Source organism: Streptomyces sp. NPDC048417 (assembly GCF_040651615.1).
In the GTDB taxonomy this organism is placed as follows: domain Bacteria; phylum Actinomycetota; class Actinomycetes; order Streptomycetales; family Streptomycetaceae; genus Streptomyces.
The window spans coordinates 64,658-88,598 of sequence record NZ_JBEZKI010000004.1 but is presented as its reverse complement, the minus strand read 5'-3'; the positions used below and the strand labels follow the sequence as shown (position 1 = coordinate 88,598).

At 72.5% G+C, this 23,941-nt stretch carries 18 protein-coding genes and 4 pseudogenes; 15 read left to right on the top strand and 7 right to left on the bottom strand.

The window, feature by feature from the left end:
- The first annotated feature begins 151 nt into the window (after positions 1-151).
- The 4 genes and pseudogenes from AB0D59_RS07410 to AB0D59_RS07395 all read left to right on the top strand — a co-directional run.
- Positions 152-1,486: a hemolysin family protein gene (locus AB0D59_RS07410; RefSeq protein WP_362561961.1), complete on the top strand. Its 1,335-nt coding sequence runs from the start codon at positions 152-154 to the stop codon at positions 1,484-1,486.
- Positions 1,483-2,496 (top strand): hemolysin family protein, encoded by a 1,014-nt coding sequence (locus AB0D59_RS07405; protein WP_362561958.1) that lies wholly within the window; start codon positions 1,483-1,485, stop codon positions 2,494-2,496. Before AB0D59_RS07410 ends, AB0D59_RS07405 begins: the two co-directional genes overlap by 4 nt.
- A 59-nt stretch (positions 2,497-2,555) precedes the next feature.
- A complete protein-coding gene (locus AB0D59_RS07400) occupies positions 2,556-3,413 on the top strand; it encodes an SGNH/GDSL hydrolase family protein (RefSeq protein WP_362561955.1) in 858 nt (285 codons plus the stop codon).
- A 97-nt stretch (positions 3,414-3,510) separates the two neighbouring features.
- Positions 3,511-3,906, top strand: a pseudogene (locus tag AB0D59_RS07395) (ATP-binding protein); the annotation flags it as partial.
- A 152-nt stretch (positions 3,907-4,058) separates the two neighbouring features.
- Here the strand turns inward: AB0D59_RS07395 and AB0D59_RS07390 are convergent.
- From AB0D59_RS07390 to AB0D59_RS07380, 3 genes and pseudogenes are all read right to left on the bottom strand, one after another.
- A pseudogene (locus AB0D59_RS07390) lies at positions 4,059-4,804 on the bottom strand (transposase family protein).
- A gap of 138 nt (positions 4,805-4,942) precedes the next feature.
- Entirely contained in the window at positions 4,943-5,566 is a 624-nt protein-coding gene (locus tag AB0D59_RS07385) for an NAD(P)-binding domain-containing protein (RefSeq protein WP_362561952.1), read from the bottom strand.
- A gap of 33 nt (positions 5,567-5,599) precedes the next feature.
- A complete protein-coding gene (locus AB0D59_RS07380) occupies positions 5,600-6,334 on the bottom strand; it encodes an SDR family oxidoreductase (RefSeq protein ID WP_037738440.1) in 735 nt (244 codons plus the stop codon).
- 144 nt (positions 6,335-6,478) lie between these two features.
- Here AB0D59_RS07380 and AB0D59_RS07375 point away from each other — a divergent pair, with 144 nt between their 5' ends.
- Positions 6,479-7,090: a helix-turn-helix domain-containing protein gene (locus AB0D59_RS07375; protein ID WP_362561949.1), complete on the top strand. Its 612-nt coding sequence runs from the start codon at positions 6,479-6,481 to the stop codon at positions 7,088-7,090.
- Between the two features lie 437 nt (positions 7,091-7,527).
- Here the strand turns inward: AB0D59_RS07375 and AB0D59_RS07370 are convergent, their stop codons facing one another.
- Positions 7,528-7,695 carry a hypothetical protein gene (locus AB0D59_RS07370; protein WP_362561946.1) on the bottom strand — a complete coding sequence of 56 codons (168 nt, stop codon included), beginning with the start codon at positions 7,693-7,695 and terminating at the stop codon, positions 7,528-7,530.
- A 197-nt stretch (positions 7,696-7,892) separates the two neighbouring features.
- Here AB0D59_RS07370 and purB point away from each other — a divergent pair, with 197 nt between their 5' ends.
- Positions 7,893-9,341, top strand: a complete 1,449-nt coding sequence (purB, locus tag AB0D59_RS07365; protein ID WP_362561943.1) for an adenylosuccinate lyase — start codon at positions 7,893-7,895, stop codon at positions 9,339-9,341.
- 80 nt (positions 9,342-9,421) lie between these two features.
- Entirely contained in the window at positions 9,422-9,928 is a 507-nt protein-coding gene (gene mug / locus AB0D59_RS07360; protein WP_362561940.1) for a G/U mismatch-specific DNA glycosylase, read from the top strand.
- Between the two features lie 32 nt (positions 9,929-9,960).
- On the opposite strand, the pseudogene AB0D59_RS07355 reads toward mug, so the two are convergent.
- A pseudogene (locus tag AB0D59_RS07355) lies at positions 9,961-10,670 on the bottom strand (ABC transporter permease).
- A 1-nt stretch (position 10,671) separates the two neighbouring features.
- Here AB0D59_RS07355 and AB0D59_RS07350 point away from each other — a divergent pair.
- From AB0D59_RS07350 to AB0D59_RS07340, 3 genes and pseudogenes are all read left to right on the top strand, one after another.
- Positions 10,672-11,737: pseudogene (locus AB0D59_RS07350) on the top strand (histidine kinase); the annotation flags it as partial.
- Positions 11,738-11,751: 14 nt separating this feature from the next.
- Positions 11,752-12,402 (top strand): response regulator transcription factor, encoded by a 651-nt coding sequence (locus tag AB0D59_RS07345; protein ID WP_362561937.1) that lies wholly within the window; start codon positions 11,752-11,754, stop codon positions 12,400-12,402.
- A 101-nt stretch (positions 12,403-12,503) separates the two neighbouring features.
- Positions 12,504-13,661, top strand: a complete 1,158-nt coding sequence (locus AB0D59_RS07340; RefSeq protein ID WP_362561934.1) for an ROK family transcriptional regulator — start codon at positions 12,504-12,506, stop codon at positions 13,659-13,661.
- 147 nt (positions 13,662-13,808) lie between these two features.
- Here the strand turns inward: AB0D59_RS07340 and AB0D59_RS07335 are convergent, their stop codons facing one another.
- Entirely contained in the window at positions 13,809-14,570 is a 762-nt protein-coding gene (locus AB0D59_RS07335; protein ID WP_362561930.1) for a GntR family transcriptional regulator, read from the bottom strand.
- Positions 14,571-14,727: 157 nt separating this feature from the next.
- Positions 14,728-14,967, bottom strand: a complete 240-nt coding sequence (locus tag AB0D59_RS07330; protein ID WP_362561927.1) for a hypothetical protein — start codon at positions 14,965-14,967, stop codon at positions 14,728-14,730.
- Positions 14,968-15,276: 309 nt separating this feature from the next.
- Between AB0D59_RS07330 and AB0D59_RS07325 the strand changes: the two genes are divergently transcribed.
- From AB0D59_RS07325 to AB0D59_RS07305, 5 genes are all read left to right on the top strand, one after another.
- A complete protein-coding gene (locus AB0D59_RS07325; RefSeq protein ID WP_362561924.1) occupies positions 15,277-16,107 on the top strand; it encodes an alpha/beta hydrolase in 831 nt (276 codons plus the stop codon).
- Between the two features lie 331 nt (positions 16,108-16,438).
- On the top strand, positions 16,439-18,019 hold the full coding sequence (locus AB0D59_RS07320) for an alkaline phosphatase D family protein (protein ID WP_362561921.1): 1,581 nt from the start codon (positions 16,439-16,441) through the stop codon (positions 18,017-18,019).
- Between the two features lie 210 nt (positions 18,020-18,229).
- Entirely contained in the window at positions 18,230-19,639 is a 1,410-nt protein-coding gene (locus AB0D59_RS07315; protein ID WP_362561918.1) for an SWIM zinc finger family protein, read from the top strand.
- Positions 19,636-22,302 (top strand): DUF6493 family protein, encoded by a 2,667-nt coding sequence (locus AB0D59_RS07310; protein ID WP_362561915.1) that lies wholly within the window; start codon positions 19,636-19,638, stop codon positions 22,300-22,302. Before AB0D59_RS07315 ends, AB0D59_RS07310 begins: the two co-directional genes overlap by 4 nt.
- 144 nt (positions 22,303-22,446) lie before the next feature.
- Positions 22,447-23,895, top strand: coding sequence for a GNAT family N-acetyltransferase (locus tag AB0D59_RS07305; protein ID WP_362561912.1), 1,449 nt, complete (start codon positions 22,447-22,449; stop codon positions 23,893-23,895).
- Positions 23,896-23,941: the final 46 nt, after the last annotated feature.

The following is a 23,941-nucleotide window of genomic DNA, read 5'->3' as shown; positions in this document are numbered from 1 at the left end:
GCTTTGCCGATCCTTTACCATTGAGGGATCGTCCCCTTCCTCGATGAAAGGTGTGTGAGCGTCCGCCCATGGGCGAGCCTCCCGGTCCTCTGTCCCGGCAACACCGCGCGGTCCCGGCCGCCCTGTCCGATCATGGGACGGAGGTGACCCGATGACCGAAGTGCTCCTCCTGCTGGTGGCGATCCTGCTCTCGCTCGCCTGCGGTGCCTTCGTCGCGGCCGAGTTCTCGCTGACCACGGTGGGTCGCGGTGAACTGGAGCGTGCCGCGGAGCGCGGCGAGAGCGGGGCGGCGGGCGCCCTCAAGGCCGTACGGCAGCTGACGTTCCAGCTCTCGGGGGCGCAGCTCGGCATCACGGTCACCAACCTGGTGGTCGGCATGCTCGCCGAGCCGTCGATCGCCAAGCTGCTGGCCGGTCCACTGGAGGCGGTGGGCATCGCGCGGTCGGCGGCGAGTTCGCTCGCGCTGGTGATCGGCACCGCGCTGTCCACGGTGTTCCTGATGGTCGTGGGCGAGCTGGTGCCCAAGAACTGGGCGATCTCCTCGCCGCTGGCCGTGGCCAAGCGGGTGGGCAACGCCCAGCGCTGGTTCAGTGCGGCCTTCCGCCCGTTCATCACGCACCTGAACAACACCGCGAACCGACTGGTACGACGGTTCGGCGTGGAGCCCGCCGAGGAGCTGGCCTCCGCGCGCGGTCCCCAGGAGCTGGCCGCGCTGGCCCGGCACTCCGCCAAGCAGGGCGCGCTGGAGCCCGACACCGCCGAGCTGTTCGTGCGCACGCTGAACCTCGCCGATCTCACCGCCGAGAACGTGATGACCCCGCGCGTCCAGGTCGTCGCCCTGGAGGTCCGGGCGACCTGCGAGGACGTGGCGAACGCGACCCGGGCGACCGGCCTGTCCCGCTTCCCGGTCTACCGGGACAGCCTGGACTCGGTCGTCGGCACCGCCCACATCAAGGACATCGTGGCCATGCCGGTCGAGGAGCGGGCCCGGGTGCGGGTGGCCCAGGTGATGCGCGAGCCCCTGCTGGTCCCCGAGTCCCTGACCGTCGACCGTCTCCTGGACCGCCTCGGCGGCCGGCGCACCATGGCCGTCGTCATCGACGAGTACGGCGGTACGGCCGGGGTCGCCACCCTGGAGGACATCGTCGAGGAGGTCGTCGGCGAGGTCCGCGACGAGCACGACCCGCACGAGACGCCCGATCTCGCTCCCGCGGGCGCCGACGAGCAGGGCCGCGTGCTCTACTCGGCGGACGGCGCGGCCCGTATGGACCAGCTCGCGCGCGTCGGCCTGAGGCCGCCCGAGGGGCCGTACGAGACGCTGGCCGGGCTGGTCGCGGCCGAGCTGGGGCGGATACCCGAGACCGGGGACGGCGTCGAGGTCGCCGGGTGGCGGCTCGACGTGGTGGACGCGTCGGGGCGGCGGGCGGCCAGGGTGCTGCTGCACGCACCGCTCGCCGACGCGCAGGAACAGGAGGGGCGCCGGTGACCGTCGTACAGCTGCTGATCGGTTTCGCGACGCTGGTCGTCAACGCCTTCTTCGTGGGCGCCGAGTTCGCGCTGATCTCCGTGCGCCGCTCCCAGATCGAGCCGCACGCCGAGGCGGGCGACCGGCGGGCCAAGAGCGTGCTGTGGGGCCTGGAGCACGTGTCCGCGCTCCTGGCCGCCGCCCAGCTCGGCATCACGCTGTGCACGCTGGTACTGGGTGTGGTCGCCGAGCCGGCCATCGCCCATCTGCTGGAGCCGGTGTTCCACGCGGTCGGCGTGCCCAAGGGCGCCGGCCATGCCGTGTCCTTCGTGATCGCGCTGGCGCTGGCGACCTATCTGCACATGCTGCTCGGCGAGATGGTGCCGAAGAACGTGGCGCTCGCCGAGCCCGTGCGCAGCGCGCTGCTGCTCGGACCGCCCCTGGTCACGCTCTCCCGGGCGCTGCGTCCGGTGATCTTCACGGTGAACGCCTTCGCGAGCGGCCTGCTCAAGCTGTTGCGGGTGGAGACCAGGGACGAGGTCGCGGCGACCTTCACGGACACCGAACTCGCCGAGATCGTCAAGGACGCCAGCGAGGCGGGCCTGATCGACGACCGGGCCCAGGAACGGCTGCACGACGCCCTGGAGCTGGGCCGCCGGCCGGTGCGGGACGTGGTGGTGCCGCTGGAACGTGTCGTCTACGCGCGCGTGGGCGTCACCCCGGAGGAGCTGGAGCGGCTGTCGGCGGAGTCGGGGTTCTCCCGGTTCCCGGTGGTCGACGAGGGGCGGCGGATCGTCGGCTACCTGCACGTCAAGGACGCGCTGGACGCCTCGCCCCGGGACGAGGCGTTCCGGCTGCGGGACATGCGGCCCATCGCACGGGTGCGGGAGAACACCCCGCTGGACGACGTGCTCACCGCGATGCGGGGCAGCCGCACCCATCTGGCGGGCGTGCTCGGCGACGACGGACGGCTGGCGGGGCTGGTGACGATGGAGGACGTGCTGCGGGAGCTGTTCGGGCAGCATGCGTAGCCCCCTCCGGGGAGGTACCGACTGACGGGTATGCGCCTCGGGATACCATCTCTGTCGCCATGCAGAAGAACCCTGTGCACCCCGCGCTTCCCACACATGCCAGCCTGGTCGCCGTCGGCGACTCCTTCACCGAGGGCATGTCGGACCTGCAACCCGACGGCACGTACCGGGGCTGGGCCGACGTCCTCGCCACCCGGATGGCCGCCCGCACCCCCGGCTTCCGCTACGCCAACCTCGCGGTGCGCGGCAAGCTGATCGGGCAGATCGTCGAGGAGCAGGTCGACGTGGCGGTCGCGATGCGGCCGGACGTGATCACGCTGGTCGGCGGCCTCAACGACACCCTGCGCCCCAAGTGCGACATGGGCCGGGTCCGGGACCTGCTGACCGAAGCGGTGGAACGGCTGGCGCCGGCCTGCGAGCAGCTGGTGCTGATGCGCAGCCCCGGCCGCCAGGGCCCGGTCCTCGAACGGTTCCGGCCGCGCATGGAGGAGCTGTTCGCCTGCGTCGAGGACCTCGCCGGACAGCACGGCGCCCTCGTGGTCGACCTGTACGGCGCCCCCTCGCTGGCCGACCCCCGGATGTGGGACGTGGACCGGTTGCATCTGACGGCCGAGGGGCACCGCCGGGTCGCCGAGGCGGTCTGGCAGACCCTCGGCTACGAGGCCGAGGACAGCGAGTGGCACACGCCGATGCCGACCACACCGCCGCCCGGCTGGGTCGCGCGCCGGGTCGAGGACGCCCGCTTCACCAGGCAGTACCTGCTGCCGTGGATAGGCCGCCGCCTGACCGGCCGCTCCTCCGGCGACGGCCGGGCAGGCGCCCACTTTAGCGCTGAGCTGGGCAAAGCCTTCTGGGTCACCCCTGCGGACCACACAAACCCCGGCCCTGTGACGGACTGGCGACAGGTAGGGCCCTAACCCAGAGCCTCGCCCGGATGCCATGCACCGATTGAACGCGGAGCCTCACCCGCACGACACCTGCAGCCGACAGACCGACGTCACGCCGTGAGTCGAGGACCTCGCCCACGCCCTGCGCCGCCTCGTGCACGGCGATCTGGCCGGGCTGTTCGACGCGCCGAGCACCGCGGCGTTCGACCCGAGTGCGCCAATGCTGTCCATCGGTCTGTCCCGGCTGGGCGGCGCGGGCGATGACACCGCACTCGTCCTGGCGATGACCTGCGCCTCCGCCTGGATGGAGGCCGCGCTCGCCGATCCCGCCGGAGGACGACGCTGGGTCATCCACGACGAGGCCTGGCGCGTCATGCGGCACGTCGCTCTGCTGGAACGGATGCAGAGCCAGTGGAAGCTCTCCCGCGGCCTCGGCATCGCGAACCTGATGGTCATCCACCGCCTCAGCGACCTGCTGGCCGCGGGCGACGCCGGTTCCCGCGGCCGGGCCCTGGCCGAGGGCCAACCACGCCTCGATGGCGGACAGCCCACGCCCGCCGGCCTGCGGCATGAAGTGCGTGTACGTCCGGAGCGTGAACGCCGGGTCGGAGTGCCCCAGCCACTTCGCGAGCGACACGATCGACTCCACATTCCGTGGCAGGACATGGAGCGTTTTCAGCGTTGCCTCTCCAGGGTGAGGACGGCTTTGGCGATGACGGTCATGCGGTTGGGGCTGATGCGGGATCTGCGGAAGATCTGCCAGGATTTCAGTCGCGCCATGCCGCGTTCGACGGGAACTCGGGCCTGGGCGAGGGCACGGTTCACGGTGTGCTTGGGTGGGGTGAGTTCCCCGCCGGGCGGACGTCTCAGGCCAGTGGTGACGTGCGGGCCGGCACCGGTGTAGGCGCGGTCGGCGAGGACGGGGACGCCCTGGCGTTCGCAGATCCGGATGATCTTGCGGGTGCGGGCCGCGGTCAGGTCGTGGGTGCGGCCTGGCAGTGCAGGCGAGATCCACAGAACCTCGCCGGTCGGATCGGTGATGAGCCGGACGTTCACGCCGTGGCGGCGGTGCTTGGCGGAGTAGTCGGCGCGGCTGTCGCCGACGCGGTCGCACTCGGCCAGGGTGCCGTCCAGAAAGACGAACTCGGGATCGTGGTCGCGCAGCGTCTTCAGCAGGCCCGGGCCCGGTCGGCGAGCAGGCCGGTGACGGTGGTGACGTAGGCATGGGCGGTGCCGACGGATTTCCCGAAGGCCGTGGCGATCCTCGCGAGGGTGTCGCGGCGGCGCAGGTAAACGAGTGTGACCAACGCACGGGAATGCGGCGGGAGTTTGCACCGCCGGTCACCCTCATGGGTGACGATGAGCATCGTGACCCACTCGACCAAGGCGTGTGAGTCGAGTGCGGCAGGATGGGGAACCAACAGGGCTCCTGTGCTGCTGAGTTGAGACGTCGAACCCCTCCCTCAACAGCACGGGAGCCCTGTCCGTTGCGCCCCGGCTCACGCCAGCTCCGTCCCCCGATCGGTGGCCGCTCCGAAAAGGCGCCATCAACCGTTTGCTCAGACAGGAAGTTCGGTGACGCTGAGGGCGAAGTCCAAGTTCCCCACCCCGTGGTTGGCGAGGCCTACCGTGACCACGCCCGCTCCTTCCAGCCAGTGCGCCATTTTCAGGCCGCCGACGTCCAGCGGGCGCAGTCCGAGGGTCTCGACGAACGCCTCCACACTTGCCTTGGCCTGCGCATCGTCGCCGGCGATGAAGACGTCGGGCCGCCCCTTCTCCAGGACATGGCGGAAGATCGTGTTGAACGCCTTCACCACGCTGGCGCTTGCCGGGGCCGCTTTGGCGACTTCCTGCGCGATCGAGGTCTCCTCGCGGTGTGCCAGCCCGTCGAACGTGGAATTGAAGGGGTTGCTGATGTCGACGATGACCTTGCCCGCGAGTGCGTCTCCGTACTGGGCGACGGCTGGCACGACGCCGTTGTACAACAGGGCCACGATGACGATGTCCCCGGCCGGGGCGGTGCCCCATTCTCCGGTCGCGGTGCCGCCGCCGAGAGTCTTGGCCAGGTCAGCGGCCTTGGACTGATCGCGGCCCATGACCTCGACGGTGTTGCCGCCCGCTATTGCCCGCGCGCCGATGGTGCGGGCCATGTTTCCGGTGCCGATGATGCTGATGTTGCTCATGAGATGTCCTGCCGTGGTTGTGTGTTGTTCGGTTCAGATGGCGGTGGTGCCGCCGTCGGCGACGAGTTCCATGCCATTGACGTAGCTGGAGTCGTCGGAGGCGAGGAAGAGGGCGGCGGTGGCGATTTCGTCGGGGCGGCCCATCTGGCCGCGGGGGATGAGGGACTCGAACTGGCGCTTGGTGGCCTCGTCGAAGAGTTCTTCCTGCTTGGCGGTGGCGACCTGGCCGGGGGTCAGGACGTTGACGCGGATGCGGCGGTCCTTGAGTTCGTTGAGCCAGATGCGGGCCCAGGCCTGCTGGACGGCCTTGCTGCCGGCGTAGACGCTCCAGCCGGGGAAGGCGCCGAGGGAGGCGTTGGAGCCGGTCATGAGGATGGAGCCGCCGTCGTTGAAGAGGGGGAGGGCCTTCTGGACGGTGAACAGGGTGCCGCGGGCGTTGAGCCCGAACCAGGTGTCGAACTGGGCCTCGGTGATCTCGCCGAGCGGGGCGGGCTCGCCGCCGCCGGCGCTGGCCCACAGCACGTCGAGGCTGCCCTTCTCCCGCTTGACGGTGTCGTACAGGCGGTCCAGGTCGTCCAGGTCGGCGGCGTCGCCCTGGACGCCGGTGACGTTGCGGCCGATCTGCTTCACGGCCTCGTCCAGGGCGTCCTGGCGGCGGCCGGTGATGAAGACGTGCGCTCCCTCGTCGACGAACAGCTTCGCGCCGGCCAGCGCCATGCCGGTGGTGCCGCCGGTGATGACCGCTACCTTGCCGTCGAGCTTTCCCATAGTCGCTCCCTTGGGTCGGTGGTGCCGTGCGCACCTGGGACGACGGTGTTATGTACACCGCCCTGTGTACGTACCGTACGGGGCGGGCAGCCGGGGCGCAAACTATGTACACCGGTCGTTACCCGGCCGGGGTACCATGGACCCATGACGGAGTTGGAGAAGGGCCCCACGGGCCGCCGCCGCGGCCGGGGCGCCCGCGAGCGCATCCTCAGCGCGTCCCAGCAGCTGTTCCGCGAGCAGGGCATCAACCGCACCGGCATGGACCAGCTCTGCGCGGCGGCCGAGGTGTCCAAGCGCACGGCCTACCAGCACTTCACCGGCAAGGACGAACTCGTCGCCGAGTACCTGCGCCGGTTCGACCCCTCCGTTCTGTCCGGCGTGTTCGACCGCACCGACCTCACGCCCCGCGAACGGCTCCTCGCCGCCTTCGACGTCCCCCCCACCACTCCCCTGTGCCCCTACATCGGCGCCGCCGTCGAACTCCACGACCCCCAGCACCCCGCATCCCAGTACGCACGCGACTACAAGAAAGCCGTCGCCGCGCGGCTCGCCGACACCGCCCGCGAAGCCGGCGCCACCGCCCCTGAACAACTCGGCGAGCAGCTCGCGCTGCTCCTCGACGGCGCCGCGGCCCGCACCCGGGTCCTCAACGCCGACGCCTTCCCCACCGCCGCCGCCATCGCCGCCGTCCTCATCGACAACGCCATCCCCGCCACAGCCGGCGATGACCGGCGGCGGGAGGAAGTGCCAAGCTGACTTGGCACTACGCGGCCGGGCTGGACGCGCTGCCCCTCGCGCGGCCGCACCCGCAGGTACGCGACACCAACCGCCCGGCACCTGGCCCGGACCTGCCGGCTTTTACGGAACTGGCCGCCCGCCTGCTGAAGGCCGCAGCAGAAGCCGCCGGGGAGACCGGCGGTCCCCGAGGACCCACCGACGTGGTCGGACTGGCAACTGCTGGCCCCGCACGCCGCCGTAGCGCTGAACACCCTCAGCGCTCTGCCGGACAGCTCAAGGGCATGGATTGCGCAGGATGCTGCTGTACCCCTTGAACACGGCCATGCTCATATGGAGGCAGTTGTTCGTGTGCAGGTCGTACCCACGGGCCTTGACGGTCCGGTACCAGTCCTGCGCTGTCTTGTGGTTGCCGTCCCGTGTTATCGGTCACCGGTCGGCGCCCTCGACGGTGAGGATCAGCATCGCGATGAGACCTCCAGGCGGCCGACGAGACGGCACAGGTCCTGCGCGCTGAGTTCGGTGCAGTCGAGCCCGTCCGTCTCGACGAGCAGCTGACGGGCGATGGCGACGTGACGGTGGGCGGTCTCGTCGAGTTCCTGGCGCGGGGTGGGTACGTTTTCCACGGGTCCGGCTCCTTGATCTGGAAGGTGCTGGATCAAGGCCCCGTTACGGTGCTCAACCCCCCGCGTCGGGGCCGCCGCCGTCTTACACACGTCTCACAGACCGTGCACGAGTCGACGGCCTCGGAGCCTCTGACCTGGACGTCTCACACTGCGTGGACGGTGACGACCACCGTGGACGGTGGGTAAACTCCGTACACGTGACTTCTGCCGCCCCCGCCAAGCCCCGCATCCCGAACGTCCTCGCCGGACGCTACGCCTCCGCCGAGCTCGCCACGCTCTGGTCGCCCGAGCAGAAGGTGAAGCTGGAGCGGCAGCTCTGGCTCGCCGTGCTGCGGGCCCAGAAGGACCTCGGGATCGAGGTGCCGGACGCGGCGGCGATCGCCGACTACGAGCGGGTCCTCGACACCGTCGACCTGGCCTCCATCGCCGAGCGCGAGAAGGTCACGCGGCACGACGTGAAGGCACGGATCGAGGAGTTCAACGACCTCGCCGGGCATGAGCACGTGCACAAGGGCATGACCTCCCGCGACCTGACGGAGAACGTCGAGCAGCTGCAGATCCGGCTCTCGCTGGAGCTGGTGCGCGACCGTGCGGTGGCCGTCCTGGCGCGGCTGGGCAAGCTGGCCGGCGAGTACGCGGAGCTGGTCATGGCCGGCCGCTCCCATAACGTGGCCGCACAGGCCACCACCCTCGGCAAGCGCTTCGCGACCGCCGCCGACGAGCTGCTGGTGGCGTACGGCCGCGTCGAGGAGCTGCTCGGCCGCTACCCGCTGCGTGGCATCAAGGGCCCGGTGGGTACGGCCCAGGACATGCTGGACCTGCTGGGCGGGGACGCGGCGAAGCTGGCCGAGCTGGAGAACCGGATCGCGCGGCACCTGGGCTTCTCGCAGGCGTTCACGTCGGTCGGCCAGGTGTACCCGCGCTCGCTTGACTACGAGGTCGTGACCGCGCTGGTGCAGCTGGCGGCCGCGCCGTCCTCGCTGGCCAAGACCATCCGGCTGATGGCCGGGCACGAGCTGGTCACCGAGGGCTTCAAGCCGGGCCAGGTCGGTTCCTCGGCGATGCCGCACAAGATGAACACGCGGTCCTGCGAGCGCGTCAACGGCCTGATGGTGATCCTTCGCGGTTACGCCTCGATGACCGGCGAGCTGGCGGGCGACCAGTGGAACGAGGGCGACGTGTCCTGCTCGGTGGTGCGCCGGGTGGCCCTGCCGGACGCGTTCTTCGCGCTGGACGGTCTGCTGGAGACCTTCCTGACGGTCCTCGACGAGTTCGGCGCGTTCCCCGCCGTCGTCGCCCGCGAGCTGGACCGCTACCTGCCCTTCCTCGCCACCACCAAGGTGCTGATGGGCGCGGTGCGGGCGGGCGTCGGCCGTGAGGTCGCGCACGAGGCGATCAAGGAGAACGCCGTCGCCACCGCGCTGGCGATGCGTGAGCAGGGCGCCGAGCGCAACGACCTGCTCGACAAGCTGGCCGCCGACGAGCGACTGCCGCTCGACCATGAGCAGCTGGCCGCCCTGATGGCCGACAAGCTGTCCTTCACGGGCGCGGCCGCCGCGCAGGTCGGTGCCGTCGTCGGCAGGATCGAGGAGATCGCCAAGCAGCACCCGGAGGCCGCCGGCTACACCCCCGGAGCGATCCTCTGAGCCGCCCTTCCGGCTCACCCCGTTCACCGCGCTTCACCCACGCGGAGCTGGAGGCCGCCCGCGACCGTCTCGTCCCGGACGTGATCGCGGACGGCCTGCACGTCCTGTTCTGCGGCATCAACCCCGGCCTGATGACGGCTGCCACGGGCCACCACTTCGCCCGTCCCGGCAACCGTTTCTGGCCGGTGCTGCACCTGTCCGGGTTCACCCCGAGGCTGCTGAAGCCCGCGGAACAGGGCGAGTTGCTGTCGTACGGGCTCGGCATCACGAACGTGGTGGCGCGGGCGACCGCGCGCGCCGACGAACTGACGGCCGCGGAGTACACCGAGGGCGGGCGGCTGCTGACGGCGAAGGTGACCCGGGTGCGGCCGAGATGGCTGGCGGTGGTGGGCGTCACGGCCTACCGGGCGGCGTTCGGCGACCGCACGGCCCAGGTGGGGCCGCAGGAGCGACTGATCGGGGACACCCGGGTGTGGGTGCTGCCGAATCCCAGCGGACTGAACGCGCACTGGACGGCGGCGACGATGGCGGAGGAGTTCGGGCGGCTGCGGGAGGCGGCCGAGGGCTGGTGCCGCACCGGGCACTAGCCGCTCACCACCGGCAGGGCGGTCGCGGGCCGTCAGGCGTCCCGTCGGCGCACGCTCCGGGCTCCGGCAAGCAGTGCGGCCGCCGTCCACAGCGCGGTCACCGCCAGTCCGGTCCACGGGCCCAGGGCCCCCTCCTGGGCGCTGTGCAGGACGACCTGGCCCGCCCGGTCGGGCAGCAGGTCGGCGCCGCCGGCGGCCAGGTCGCCGATGACGAAGGACACGATCAGCAGGAACGGGATCAGGATGCCGAGCGTCGCGGTCCCGCTGCGCAGGACGGCCGCCACTCCCACCGCGAGCAGGGCCATCAGCGTCAGGTAGACGCCGCAGCCCAGGGCACCGCGCAGTCCTTCGGTCCAGGTCGGTCCGTCAGCCCCGAGCAGACATGTGCCCAGTACGAGGGTGACGAGGCCGGTGAGCAGACCGGCGACGAGCACCGGCAGTGCGATCGCCGTGGCCTTCGCCGCGAACCGGCACCGCCGGTCGGGCACGGCGGACAGGGTCAGCCGTAGCCGCCGCCCTGGAACTCGGACGAGACGGCCGTCGCACCGAAGGCGACCGCCGCGATCTGTCCGAAGGACACGCCGGCGAACGTGGAGAACAGCGGGTCGGAGCCGTGGGAACCGGCGGCCGTGAGGCCGGAGAACACGACGGTGACGAGCGGCACCGCGCAGAGACCGCCCACGAGTGAGCGCAGCGTACGGATCTTGATCCACTCGGCGTGCAGTACGGGCTGGAACGGCATGGTCTTCATCGACCTGTCGACCCCGTGGGTGCCCGCGCTGGTGCTGGTTCCGGTCGGGCTGATCCCCGCCGTGCGCCGGGGCGAGGGTGTGCAGGCGCGGCTGCTGCTCACGCCCGGCGAGGAGGATTCGGGGATCTCCGAGGCGCCGTCGGCGACCTGGCGGGACCGGTGGCGCACGGTGCTGTGGCTGGAGGCGCGGATGGTCCTCGGCTCGGCGGGGGCGTTGGCGACGGTGTGGCTTCCTGCCATCGCGTTCGACCTCGGCCGGCTGGCGGCGGGTCAGGTGCCCGGCGGCTTCCCGTTCCTGGACTCGGCCCGGCCGCACTGGGCGTACGCCCTGCTGGTCCCGCTCCCGCTGATCGCCCTCTACGGCGCCGTCGTCGGCTTCGGAGAGCTGGTGACGGCGGCTGGCCCGGCGGCTGCTCGGTCCGTCCGCCGCCGAGCGGCTCGCGGCCCTGGAGGAGCGCACCGAGCAACTGCTGGAGCGCACCCGTATCGCGCGCGAGCTGCACGACTCCATCGGGCACGCCCTGACTGTGGCGGTCGTACAGGCCGGTGCGGCCCGCGCGGCGGGGAGTCCGGAGTTCACCGACCGGGCACTGGCCGCCATCGAGGAGACCGGCCGGAGCGCGCTGGAGGATCTGGAGCGCGTGCTGGGTGTACTGCGCGAGTCCCGGCAGCCGGTGCACGCGCGGCCCACTCTCACTCACGCCGACCGGCTCCTGGAGTCGGCGCGGGCCTCGGGCGCGAAGGTGGACGCGGAGGTCACCGGTCCGCTGGAGACGGTGCCGGGGCCGGTCTCCCGGGAGGGCTATCGCATCCTCCAGGAGGCGCTCACCAACGTGCTCCGGCACGCGGGGGCCGTGCCCGTGCGGGTCCGGGTGACCGTGGGCGAGGGGGTGCTCGGGCTGGAGGTGCGCAATCCGCTGCCGGGCCGGGTACCCGGGCCCGGGCGGGGCAGCGGGCTGCGTGGGATACGCGAACGCGCGGCCCTGCTCGGAGGCAGCGCGCGCACCGGACCGGACGAGGGCGACTGGCAGGTGCACGCCGAGCTGCCGGTGCGCTGATCTACGCTGGCCGGATGCCGGTCACCGTTCTCCTCGTCGACGACGAACCCCTCGTACGGGCGGGTCTGCGCGCCGTGCTGGAGGCGCAGCCCGACATCGGGGTGGTCGGCGAGGCCGCCGACGGGGCGGCGGTCATCCCGCTGGTGCGGCAGTTGCGGCCGGACGTGGTGGCGATGGACGTACGGATGCCGCTGCTCGACGGGATCGAGGCCACGCGCGCGGTGCTGCGCACGGTCGCGGAACCGCCGAAGATCTTGGTGGTGACGACGTTCGAGGACGACGAGTACGTGTACGAGGCGCTGCGCGCGGGTGCCGACGGGTTTCTGCTGAAGCGGGCCCGGCCGGCCGAGATCGTGCACGCGGTGCGGCTGGTCGCCGAGGGCGAGTCACTGCTCTTCCCGGCCTCGGTACGGCAACTCGCCGCCCGGTACGGCGGGGCCGACCAGCGGGACGCGCTTCGGTGGGCCCGGCTGACCGAGCGGGAGGCCGAGGTGCTGCGGCTCATGACACAGGGGCTGTCCAACGCCGAGATCGCCAAGCGGCTGGTCGTCGGCACCGAGACCGTGAAGTCCCATGTGGGTGCCGTCCTGGCGAAGCTCGGGACGCGGGACCGTACGCAGGCGGTGATCGCGGCGTACGAGTCGGGGTTCGTCGTGCCCCGCTGATCGCGGATCCTCGACAGGTAGGGGGCGTCAGGCACTCGCCCGGGTCGCCGCTACCGAAGTACGATCCGGCCAACACGCAGGGCTAGCTGGGAGGACGGACGTTGGCGGGACTGACCGGCGGTGATCCGTCGCTGCTGCGGAGGATCAATTCCGCGGTGGTGCTGCACGCTCTGCGTGCCACGGACTGCGCGACCCTGACCGAGATCACCCGGGTGACCGGACTGTCCCGGCCGACCGTCGAGGGGGTCGTCGAGGGGCTCATCGAGGCCGGTCTGGTCGTCGAGAAGGCAGCCGACGAGGGTGCCACCCGGCGGCAGGGGCGGCCCGCGCGGCGGTTCCGGTTCCGGGCCGAGGCCGGGCATCTGCTGGGTCTGGAGATCGGCGCGCACCGCGTCGCCGTGCTGCTGGCCGATCTGGACGGCCGGGTGCTGGGGTCACAGGCCAAGGACGTGGACGAGACGGTCGACGCGGACGAGCGGCTGGAGCGGCTGCGCACCGCGGTCGCCGAACTGCTGCGCCGGGCCGGGGTGCCACGCAGTTCGCTGCGGGCCGTCGGGGTCGGCACCCCGGGCATCGTCGAGGCGGACGGCCGGGTGCGGCTGGGTACCGCGCTGCCCCAGTGGACGGGACTGCGGCTCGGCGAGCGGCTGAGCCGGTCCTTCAAGTGCCCGGTGCTGGTGGAGAACGACGCCAACGCGGCGGCCGTGGCCGAGCACTGGAAGGGCGCCGCCACCGAGTCCGACGACGTGGTGATGGTGTTGGCCGGGCTCAGTCCGGGTGCCGGATCGCTGATCGGCGGACGGCTGCACCGGGGCTACGGCGGGGCGGCCGGGGAGATCGGCGCGCTGCATCTGCTGGGCCGGGAGGTGACCCCGGAAACGCTGCTGTCCACCACCGACGAACCGCTGCACCCGCTGGACGAGCAGGCGGTCGCCGAGGTGTTCGCGCTGGCCAGGAAGGGGGACACGCGGGCGCGGGCCGCGGTCGACCGGTTCATCCAGCGGCTGGTCCACGACGTGGCCGCGCTCGCGCTGGCCCTCGATCCCGAGCTGGTGGTGATAGGCGGCTGGGCGGCGGGGCTCGACGGTGTCCTGGAGCCGCTGCGCCGCGAACTCGCCCGCTACTGTCTGCGCCCGCCGAGGGTGGCTCTCTCCCTCCTCGGCGAGGCGGCGGTGGCGACCGGCGCGCTGCGGCTCGCCCTCGACCATGTGGAGGAGCAGCTGTTCGCGGTGGACGGGACGGTCACCGCGCGCCGCTGAACAGCGGTGTGGCCGTGCAGCCGTGCAGCCGTGCAGCCGTGCAGCCGTGCAGCCGTGCAGCCGTGCAGCCGTGCAGCCGTGCAGCCGTCGTGGAAACGCGACGCGCCCCGGAGGAGTTCCGGGGCGCGTCCTGTTCCGGCTCGGTGGCTACGAGGCCTGCCGCTCGGGTCCGTGGTGGATCTCCACGCCGCCGGAGTCGCCGAAGGTCAGCCGGCAGGTGTCCGCGCGGTACGTGGCGACGGAGAACGCGGCGGTGCGGCCGGCGGCCAGGAAGCGGGTGGTGACGACGAGGACCGGGGCGCCGGGGAGGCGGTCAAGCTCCTTGGCGTCGTCGGCGCGGGCCGAGCCGAGCTCCACGGAGCGGTCCTGACCCTCCAGCGCCAGGCGCTGCAGCTCACGCAGCACGGCACGCGCGCGTGCCGATCCGGACGGCGCGTCGATCGCCGTCAGGTCCGGGACCGAGGACGCCGGGATGTAGAGCAGTTCGGCGGCGACGGGCTGGCCGTGGGAGACACGGGAGCGGCGCACCATGTGCACCGGCTCCTCCGCGCCGGTCTCCAGGGCGGCCGAGACGGCGGCGGGCGGCACCACGAGGGTGCAGTCGACCGGCTGCCAGGCGTCGTCGGGGGCACCCGGCCAGGCGTGCTCGTCGGTGCCGACGGCCACGCCCATGCGCGGGGGCGCCACCGTCGTACCGACACCGCGGCGGCGCTGGAGGCGGCCCTCCAGTTCCAGCTGTTCGAGGGCCTGACGGAGGGTGGCGCGGGCCACGCCGAAGCGGGCGGCGAGGTCGCGCTCGTTGGGCAGGATCTCGCCGACCGAGAACTCCGAGTCGAGTGCCTCACTGAGCACGGTCTTGAGATGCCAGTACTTCGGTTCCGGTACCGATTCCAGCTGCGTGGTCCCCACCCTGTCCTCCGCAATCGCCGTGGTCCGGCGGCGTTTTAGCGCCCTTGTTTATTAAAGGTTGTTGTACTTATCTGCGACCATAAGGCGGCGCACACCCTTGGTCAAGACCAATCCTCGATCCCATGGGCGGCACATAGAAAGCGGTGCCACGCGGCGTTCACGGGGCGTTCGCACGGGGGTGTTTTCGTGACATGGCGGCAAAGCTCCCGTCGTACGACGGGAGCCGTGGGGTGACCGTCGTACGACGGGAGCCGTAGGGCGGCCGGGGCCGGCGGGCGGCGAGGGTCCACTGCTTCTTCGTTCCACGGATGACGCCCACGATCCGGATGGTCCGAACGGGACCGCCGGGGACGCCGGGGACGCCGGGGACGCCGGGGACGCCGGGGACGCCGATCACGGCCTCGTGCCATCCGACACGTTTCCCCGCCCCCAGTCGGAAACGCCCCGTCCGCCGCGCGCTCGGCCCAGAATGATCCCGCGGACCGCTGTTGGCCGGCGGCCCCGCGGGCCGTGGACATGCGGCTGACGCCGCGACTGACGTTCACCCGGCGCCTCGGGCACCCCCGATGTCAACCCTGGAGCCGCGCAGGGTGCGTTGGGTTACGCCGTCCGCCGCCGAGGCGCGACACACCGACCGGGGACTACCCGCCAGTAGCAATTGCTGACAAGCTGTCTACTCAGCCGATGTCCCAGACGAGGAGCCTCCATGTCCGCCACCGTCTCGCTCAAAGTCCCGGCCGCGCAGGGCCAGCAGGACGTGACCGTCTCCTACGCGCGCGTGGGCCGCGGTGAGCCGCTGGTCCTGATCCACGGCATAGGGCATCACCGGCAGGCCTGGGACCCGGTGGTGGACATCCTCGCGACCGAGCGGGACGTGATCGCCGTGGACCTGCCCGGCTTCGGCGCCTCCCCCGGGCTTCCCGCGGGCCTCGCCTACGACCTGCCCACGACCAACACCGTGCTCGCCTCCCTGTTCGAGGCGCTGGAGCTGAACCGGCCGCATGTGGCCGGCAACTCGCTCGGCGGGCTGCTGGCCCTGGAACTGGGCCGCGAGAAGCTCGTACGGTCCGTCACCGCCTTCTCCCCCGCCGGATTCTGGACGCAGGCCGAGCGGCGCTACGCCTTCGGCGTGCTCGTCGCCATGCGACGGATCGCGGAGCGGCTGCCGCTCCCGCTGGTCGAACGGCTGTCCCGGACGGCCGCCGGTCGGACGGCCCTGACCAGCACCATCTACGCCCGCCCGGCGCGCCGTTCACCCGACGCCGTGGTCGCCGAGACGCTCGCGCTCGCGCGGGCCACCGGGTTCGCCGAGACCCTGCGGGCGGGCTCCGCCGTCCAGTTCACCGACGACGTGCCCGGAATCCCGGTCACCGTGGGCTGGGGCACCCGGGACATGCTGCTGGTGCGCCGTCAGGGGGTGCGGGCCAAGCAGATCATCCCCAAGGCCCGCCTGGTCCGGCTGCCCGGCTGCGGCCACTGCCCGATGAACGACGACCCGGCCCTGGTCGCACGGGTCATCCTGGACGGCAGCCGCTGAGCGTCGCCCGAGGCGGGATGGGACGTCGGCGGTCACCGGCCGACGCCCCATGCCGGACCGGTCGCCGGCAGCCGCTGACCGCCGGCAGCCGCAGACCGGCGGCTGCCGCGGCGCGGCGCACCCACCGCCCGACGGACGGCACGGCGCAGCGCACCGATCCCCACCACACTGCGGCCGATGCGCGGGAGCGCCCCGGAGGTGATGGCGGAGGCGCTCGGCGGGTGATCTTCCGGAGCCGGGCAGTTGTTCACTTGTGGTTTCCGTGAGCGCTGCGGCGCACCAGTAGTTGTGGCTGTGCACAACTGGCCGGATCTCGTTCTGGAGGCCCTTCATGTCCCTTTCGTTCCCCGGCCGCCGCAGCGTGCTGCGCGGCTCCCTCGCCGCGTCGGCGGCCCTGACCCTGCCCACGGCGCTCGGCGCGGCTCCGGCGTTCGCGCTCTCCGGGCGGCCCCGGGCCGACTGGGGTGTGCAGGCGGGCGACGTGACCGCCGACTCCGGCCTGGTGTGGGTCCGTTCGGACCGGCCGGCCCGGATGATCGTGGAGACCTCGGCCACCGAGTCGTTCCGCAACCCGCGCAGGTGGCGGGGCCCGCTGCTCGGCGCTGACAGCGACTTCACCGGCACCACGCGGCTGCACGGGCTGCCGGCCGGCGAGCAGATCCACTACCGGGTGCTGCTCGCCGACCCCGACGACCCGCGCCGCACCGGCCAGCCGGTCACCGGTACCTTCCGCACCGCGTCCACCCGCCGGCGCCAGGGCGTGAAGTTCCTGTGGTCCGGCGACCTGGCCGGGCAGGGCTGGGGCATCAACGAGTCCATGGGCGGCTACCGCATCTTCGACGCGATGGCCAAGCTGGACCCGGACTTCTTCCTGTGCAGCGGTGACAACATCTACGCCGACGGCGTGATCTCGGCCACGCAGGCACTGCCCGACGGCAGCCTGTACCGCAATGTCACCAGCGAGGCGAAGTCGCACGTCGCGGTCACCCTGGACGACTTCCGCGGCAACTTCCGCTACAACCTGCTGGACGAGGCGCTGCGCCGGTTCAACGCCCAGGTGCCGAACGTCATCCAGTGGGACGACCACGAGGTCCGCAACAACTGGTACCCGGGCGAGGTCATCGGCACCGGCACCCCCTACCCCGCCGGCACCAGTCTGGACGACATGGCGGTGCGCTCCCGGCGGGCGTTCTCGGAGTACTTCCCCATCTCCACGGTCAGCGGCCGCCCGGACGGCCGGATCTACCGCGTCCACCACCACGGCCCGCTCCTCGACGTGTTCGTGCTCGACATGCGGACCTACCGCAACGCGAACTCGCCCGACGACCAGAGGACCGACCCGCAGGGCATCCTCGGCGCCGAGCAGCTGGAGTGGCTCAAGCGCGAGCTGTCCCGGTCGCGTGCGGTGTGGAAGGTCATCGCCGCGGACATGCCGCTCGGCCTGGTGGTGCCCGACCCGGTCGAGGGCCAGGCGAACATCGAGGCCGTCGCCCAGGGCGACCCGGGCGCGCCGCTCGGCCGCGAGCTGCAGATCGCGGAGCTGCTGAGGTACATCAAGCACCGCAGGATCACCGGCACGGTGTGGCTGACGGCGGACGTCCACCACACCTCGGCCCAGCACTACGACCCGTCGCGGGCCGCGTTCAAGGACTTCGCGCCGTTCTGGGAGTTCGTCTCCGGCCCGCTCAACGCCGGTGCCTTCCCGGCCAGCGCGCTGGACGGCACGTTCGGCCCCGACCGGGTGTTCGTCAAGGCGCCGACCGCCTCGAACGTGTCTCCCGCAGAGGGCTACCAGTTCTTCGGCGAGGTCGACATCGACGGCCACAGCGGTGAGCTGACGGTCCGTCTGCGCGAGTACGACGGCACTGTGCTGTTCACCCGGACCCTGCAACCGGGCCGGGTCGGCCAGTAACTCCCGTACGCTTTTCGCAGGGCCGCGCACCGCCGTCATCCCCCGGTGCGCGGCCCTGCCGCACTCCCGGGCACGGGTCCCGCCACATCCCCGGCACAGATCCGACCACATCCCCCCGCGCGGGCCCCGCCGCATCCCCGAACCCCCCCGACAGCAGGGCGTTTTCGCAGGTCAGAGCCGATTGTCAGTGGTCGCCTCTACGGTTTTTCCATGACGCGATCTTCACAGGCCGTGGCCTATCGCCAACCCTCCGTGCTGCGCTCCGCCGCCGACGGACGCCATCTCGGACTGGAGACCTCCCGGGGTGCGACGCCCACCGGGGTCGAGGAGCATCCACGGTTCTTCGCGGGCTTCCTGACCTCGCCTCAGGTGGCCGCCGCCGGACTGCTCGCGGTGGCCGACGTGGCGGCCGCGCGGTACTACCAGCCGCAGCTGCGCGCCTCGCTGGACCCGGTGGTGACGGGCAACGGCGACCGGCTGCGCTTCGAGTCCTTCTCCGGCTGCGGCGGGGTGTACGCCCGGCTGGACGTCCTCGGCCCGGGCCTGGACGGCGGCGAGGTGGGCCACGGCACGACGAACGTCGACGTCAACAACCCGCTGCGGGAGGCCCTTTCCCGGCTCGGCACCGACGATCCGCTGCATCTGCGCGTCGGTCCCGAGGAGTTGGCAGTGACCACGCTCGACGGCGCCGTGGTGGAGAAGAAGGTCCCGCTGCCGGACCGCTGGCTGCGCGGCTTCGCGGAGGCTCAGGTCACAGCGGCCGGATTCGACCTGCGGGCCGAGCTGCCGGCCGACGAGGCGGTGCGGTTCCTGCGCTCGCTGCCCCGCGCCGGCACGGCCCGCCGGGGCTCGGCCGGGCCTCGCTGGGTGGTGCCGGCGGGCCGGGGGCTGCGGCCGACGACCCGCCCGGTGCCGGGCGCGGTGTGCCTGCCGGGACCGGAGCGGCTGGCCGCGCTCCAGCGGGTGCTGCGCCATGCGACGGCGTTGCGGGTCTACGGCCCGCAGGGCGCCCTCGCGGTCTCAGGTACGGCCGCCGCCTGGGAGGTCGTGCTGCCGGGCATGCGGCTGACGCTGACCCTGTCGCCCGACGCGGCCCGCGGGTTCTCCGGCGAGGGCGGGGTGCTGGACGCGCTCGCCACCGACGCGGCCGCCGAGGACGCGGAGCTGATCGCGGTGCTGCTGGCCTGGGAGCCCCGGGTCGACGTGGCCGACCTGGCCGCCTCCGCCGGGCTCACCCCGGAGCGGGTCCGAGCGGCCCTGATCCGCCTCGGCACCTCGGGACGCGTCGGCTACGACACGGCGGAGGCCGCCTACTTCCACCGCGAGCTGCCGTACGACGCGGGCCGCGTCGAGCGACACAACCCCCGGCTGCGCTCGGCCCGGGCGCTGGTGGCCGCGGGCGCGGTGAGCGTCGACGGCGCTGTCGGCACGGTGACGGCCGAGGACGGTCATGTGCACCGGGTGCGGGATGCGGCGGGGGTGCTGAGCTGCAGTTGTCTGTGGTGGGCGAAGTACCGGGGCGGGCGCGGGCCGTGCAAGCACGCGCTGGCGGTGCGGATGGCGCGGCGCGGTGGAGCGGTGGAGCAGGACATGGCGGAGATCGACGGGGGTACGCGATGAGTGCGGTGCTGGAAGCGGTGCGGATGGGGCGCGCGGGCGAGACGGAGGTCCTGCTGAGGAGCACACCGGATGCCGAACGGCGGGCGCTGCTGCCGGAGTTGAAGAGGCTGCGCAAGGAGGTGCGGGCTCTGCCGTGGGAGCAGCGGGACCGGCTTGAGCGCATGTATCCGGCGCTTCAGGTGGCCGGGGCGATGTGCCACTCGGGGGCGGCGGCGGCCGCGACCTGGATCGCCGGAGCGGACATGCGCTGGCGGCAGGCGCCGGCGGAGACGCTGCTGCGGGCGCTGGCCGACCGGGACACCGGCTGGCAGGCCGATGTGGCGCGCCGCCTCGCCGCCCGGCCGGTCTCCGCGGACGTACCCTTCCCGCTGATGGCCGGGCTGGTGCGCCGCTCGGGATGCGAGGTGCCGGTGACGGACGCCTATGTGGTCGGCTGGGTCCGGCACATCGGCCATGGCTGGGGGCGTGTCCCCCTGATCGACCGGCTGCGGGCGGAGCCGGACCTCGCGCCGCTGGTGAACGGCCTGTTCGAGTTCTCCGATCTGGGCGAGGTCCGCTGGCTGTTCGGCGACGGTCCCGGTTCCTGGCAGAGCGCGATCGCGGAGCTCACCCGCACGGGTGAACTGGACCGCACGGCCGTGACCGACGCCTGTGTCGCCCGTCTGCTGCGCGGCGGCGGCCCGACCGACCACCGGATCTTCCTGCCGCTGCTGCTCCGGCTCGCCCTCACCCGGGAGGAGGAGCGCGAGCGCGTCACCGACTGGACGGCTCTGGCCCGGGACGCCGTCTCCCCCGTCGCCGCACACGCCCAGGCGGTCCTCGCCGCCCTGGCACTCGACGGCGAACTCACCGCACGGCAGCTGGCGGAGGCCTCCGAGGGGCTGCTGTTCCGCACCGAGAAGAAGCTGGTGCGCGCCCAGTTGGTGCTGCTGGGCAAGGCGCTCGCCCGTGAGCCGGCCTCGGCGGCACAGCTGCTGCCGACCGTGGCCCAGGCGTTCGGGCACGAGGACACCCAGGTGCAGGAGCGGGCGCTGAAGCTGGTGGAACGGCACGCGAAGAGGCTCGACGACCCGGCGGCCCGGTCCGACATCGCCGGCGCGGCCGGACAGTTGAGTCCCGTCCTGCGTGCCCGCGCGGCCGGTGCCCTGGGGATCGCGGCCGTAGCGGCGCCCGAGGGGTACGAGGAGGTGCTGCCGCCGGCGCCGGAGCCGTTCCGGCCGGCACCGGCGCCGGATTCGGCGGTGGAACTCGCCGAGGAGGTCGGAGCCCTGCTGGCGGCCGACGGGGACGTGGCCGCGTTCGAGCGGGCGCTGGACGGGCTGGCCCGGCACGCCCACCGCGACCAGGACGTGCTGCGGGCGGCGCTCGAACCGGTGGCCGCCACCCGCTGGTGGAAACAGCCCGACGCCCGCCGCTGGTGGCACACCGACGAGTACTTCGGCAACACCCGCTACGGCCTCCTCGGCGCCCGGGACGGCCTGGAGCTGCTGCTGGCCACGCTGTTCGGGGTCGTCGGCACGGACACCCTGTTCGCCGCCCAGCAGCGCGGCCCGGCCGATCACGAGTGCGCGCACACCGGGTTCTCCCGGGTGTTCGACGTCCGGCTGCGTGAACTGGCGTACCGGATACGGACGGATCCGCAGCCGCTGCTGCTGGCCACGCCGTCGTGGAGCACCGGGCTTGTGGAACCGGGCGAGCTGGTCGACCGGCTCGCGGTCTACGGTCGGCTGGGCGCCCGGGTCGGTGCCGCCGACTTCGCGCAGGCGCTGCTGCGGGTGCGCCGTGAGGACCGTGCGGCGGCCCTGGCGGCGGCCGAGCGGGCGGCGGCACTCGGCACGCCGGAGGGCGAGAGGCTCGCGCGCCGGCTCTCCGCCCAGGGACCCGCCCTGCCCACGTCCTGCCACCGGACCTCGGGGGTGCGGATCCTGGTCGAGTCGGGTGAAGTCCTGGAACTCCAGGCGGACTTCCCGGAGGCGTTCCGGCGGCTGGGCCGGCCGGTCACGGCCGGCGACGAGCGGCGGTACTGCCACCACTGGGGCCAGGAGAACCACCAGCACTGGCTGGCCATCCTCCCGGAACAGCGCGAGCTGGTCGCCGTGCGGCTGGTGCACGATCTGTCCCGGGCCGCCGTGGACGACCAGCAGGGCATAGCCGCCGCCCTTCCGCTGCTCGCCGAGTCCGGCGGCACCGCCGGGGAGAGCACCCGTCTGTGCGTGGCCTACGGGCTGGGCGCCCGGCATCCGGAGGACCGGCTCGCCGCGGTGGACGCGTTGCTGGTGCTCGCCGCGCGTGGGCAGCTCGACGCGGAGCGGCTGGGCGCCGACCTGGGCCAGCTGGTCCGGCGGGGTGCGGTGAAGTCGCTGCGGCTGGCCGAGTCGGCGCGGACGGCTGCGGCCACCGGGGCCAACACGACGATCTGGGAGATGCTCCGGCACACCCTCCCTGTGCTGCTCGCCGACCTCGCGACGGCGGGCGCGGGCACACCGGGTCCGGCCCGTGGGCTCGGAGAGCTGCTCTCGGTCGCCGCCGAGTGCGCCGAGCGGTCCGGGGCACGTGGTGCGCTGCCGCACCTGTCACAGACGGCGGCCCGGCGCGGCTCGTCCCGTCTGGTGGTCCAGGCCCGCCGGCTGCGGGATGCGCTGGGTGCGGGGGTGGCCGCGTGACGGAGACCGGAACCGGTCATTTCAGCTACCCCGGCAACGGTAAAAACTATCGCAAAATCAACATAAGCACGCTTTACCCGTCGGTCACAGACCGTTCGTGATCACGCAACACCCTTCCTTCACAGTGGATGCATGAATCGAGACATGTCTGACGTGAGGCGCACGCGGGACGGACGCCCCGTGCACCACTGGCGACGGGACGTCGTCGAACTCGCCGCCCTGTTCACGGCCGTCGCGGTGGCGGACGCGGCGGCGAACCTGATCGGGCACGGGCCCGACGGCCCGGCTCTGCTGGTGATCTCGGCACTGGTGCTGGCGGCGACGGCCGGCTTCCACGTGTGGTGGGCGAGGCGCCCAGGTCACGCACCTCCGGTGACCGATACCGATACCGGCGCCCGGCCGGCCGTCACCGAGACGCGCCAGGCCGGGCCCGGCGCAAAGGCCCCGACGGCCGCAGGCGCGACCAGCACGCTGTGGCGACTGCGCACGACCGTGCGGGACGAGCCCGGTTCGCTGGCCGCGCTGTGCGCCGCGCTCGCCGGGCACGCGGTCGACATCCTGAACCTGCAGACGCATCCGCTGGCCGACGGCACGGTCGACGAGTTCCTGCTGCGGGCCCCGGGCCGACTGACGGCCGGCGAGATCACCCGGGCGGTCGCGCTGGCCGGGGGCACGGACACCTGGATCGAGCCGGCCGACGCGCACGATCTGGTGGACGCCCCGACCCGGGTCCTGGGCCTGGCGACCCGAACCGCGCTGGACGCGGCGGAACTTCCGCTGGCCCTCCGGCAGTTGTTGGGGAGGTGCACGATCCGCTCACTCCCCGCCCATCCGGTCGGCGGGGCCCGGAGCCCCGAGACGGTTCCCGTCGAAGGGGTGCTGGAGGACACCGTGATGCGGTTGCGCGCACCGGAGGGTGGAGTGATCACCGTGGAGCGGCCCTATCTGCCGTTCACGCCGACCGAGTTCGCGCGGGCGCGCGCGCTGGTGGAACTGGACGCCCGGCTCGGGCCGCGTATCCCGCACAGTCAGGACGTGCTCACCCTGCCCGAGGGCAGGGAGATCACGGTACGCCGGGCCGACACCGGTGACGTGGAGGCCGCGAAGGCCATGCACGAGCGCTGCTCGGCACGGACCCTCGGGCTGCGCTACCACGGCCCGGTCGGGGACGCGGACCGCTATCTGAACCACCTGCTCAGCCCCCGCTTCGGCCGGACGCTGGCCGTGCAGACCGCGTCAGGCCGGATCGTCGGCCTCGGGCATCTGCTGTGGGACGGCGACGAGACGGAGGTCGCGCTGCTCGTCGAGGACGACTGGCAGCGGCGCGGCATCGGCGGCGAGCTGCTGGGCCGGCTGGTGGGGATGGCCGTCGAGGCGGGCTGCGAGAGCGTGTACGCGGTGACGCAGGCGTCCAACACCGGGATGGTGGCGGCGATGCGGGGGCTGGACTTGCCGCTGGACTATCAGATCGAGGAGGGGACGCTGGTGATCACGGCGCGTCTCGATGCGGTTCCGGCGGAGCCGGGGGATGCCGTGACTGCCATGGGGCGGCTTTCCGGTGCGGGTGAGGCCGGAAGGGCCGAAGCGCCGTAGGATCCACGGCCGTTCGACGCCGGCGGGTGCGGGGGGCTGGTCGCGC

Coding starts and splice junctions, on each gene's coding strand:
- AB0D59_RS07410 (WP_362561961.1), top strand. CDS start 152: ATGACCGAAGTGCTCCTCCTGCTGGTGGCGATCCTGCTCTCGCTCGCC.
- AB0D59_RS07400 (WP_362561955.1), top strand. CDS start 2,556: ATGCAGAAGAACCCTGTGCACCCCGCGCTTCCCACACATGCCAGCCTG.
- AB0D59_RS07385 (WP_362561952.1), bottom strand. CDS start 5,566: ATGAGCAACATCAGCATCATCGGCACCGGAAACATGGCCCGCACCATC.
- AB0D59_RS07380 (WP_037738440.1), bottom strand. CDS start 6,334: ATGGGAAAGCTCGACGGCAAGGTAGCGGTCATCACCGGCGGCACCACC.
- AB0D59_RS07375 (WP_362561949.1), top strand. CDS start 6,479: ATGACGGAGTTGGAGAAGGGCCCCACGGGCCGCCGCCGCGGCCGGGGC.
- AB0D59_RS07345 (WP_362561937.1), top strand. CDS start 11,752: ATGCCGGTCACCGTTCTCCTCGTCGACGACGAACCCCTCGTACGGGCG.
- AB0D59_RS07325 (WP_362561924.1), top strand. CDS start 15,277: ATGTCCGCCACCGTCTCGCTCAAAGTCCCGGCCGCGCAGGGCCAGCAG.
- AB0D59_RS07320 (WP_362561921.1), top strand. CDS start 16,439: ATGTCCCTTTCGTTCCCCGGCCGCCGCAGCGTGCTGCGCGGCTCCCTC.
- AB0D59_RS07315 (WP_362561918.1), top strand. CDS start 18,230: ATGACGCGATCTTCACAGGCCGTGGCCTATCGCCAACCCTCCGTGCTG.
- AB0D59_RS07310 (WP_362561915.1), top strand. CDS start 19,636: ATGAGTGCGGTGCTGGAAGCGGTGCGGATGGGGCGCGCGGGCGAGACG.
- AB0D59_RS07305 (WP_362561912.1), top strand. CDS start 22,447: ATGTCTGACGTGAGGCGCACGCGGGACGGACGCCCCGTGCACCACTGG.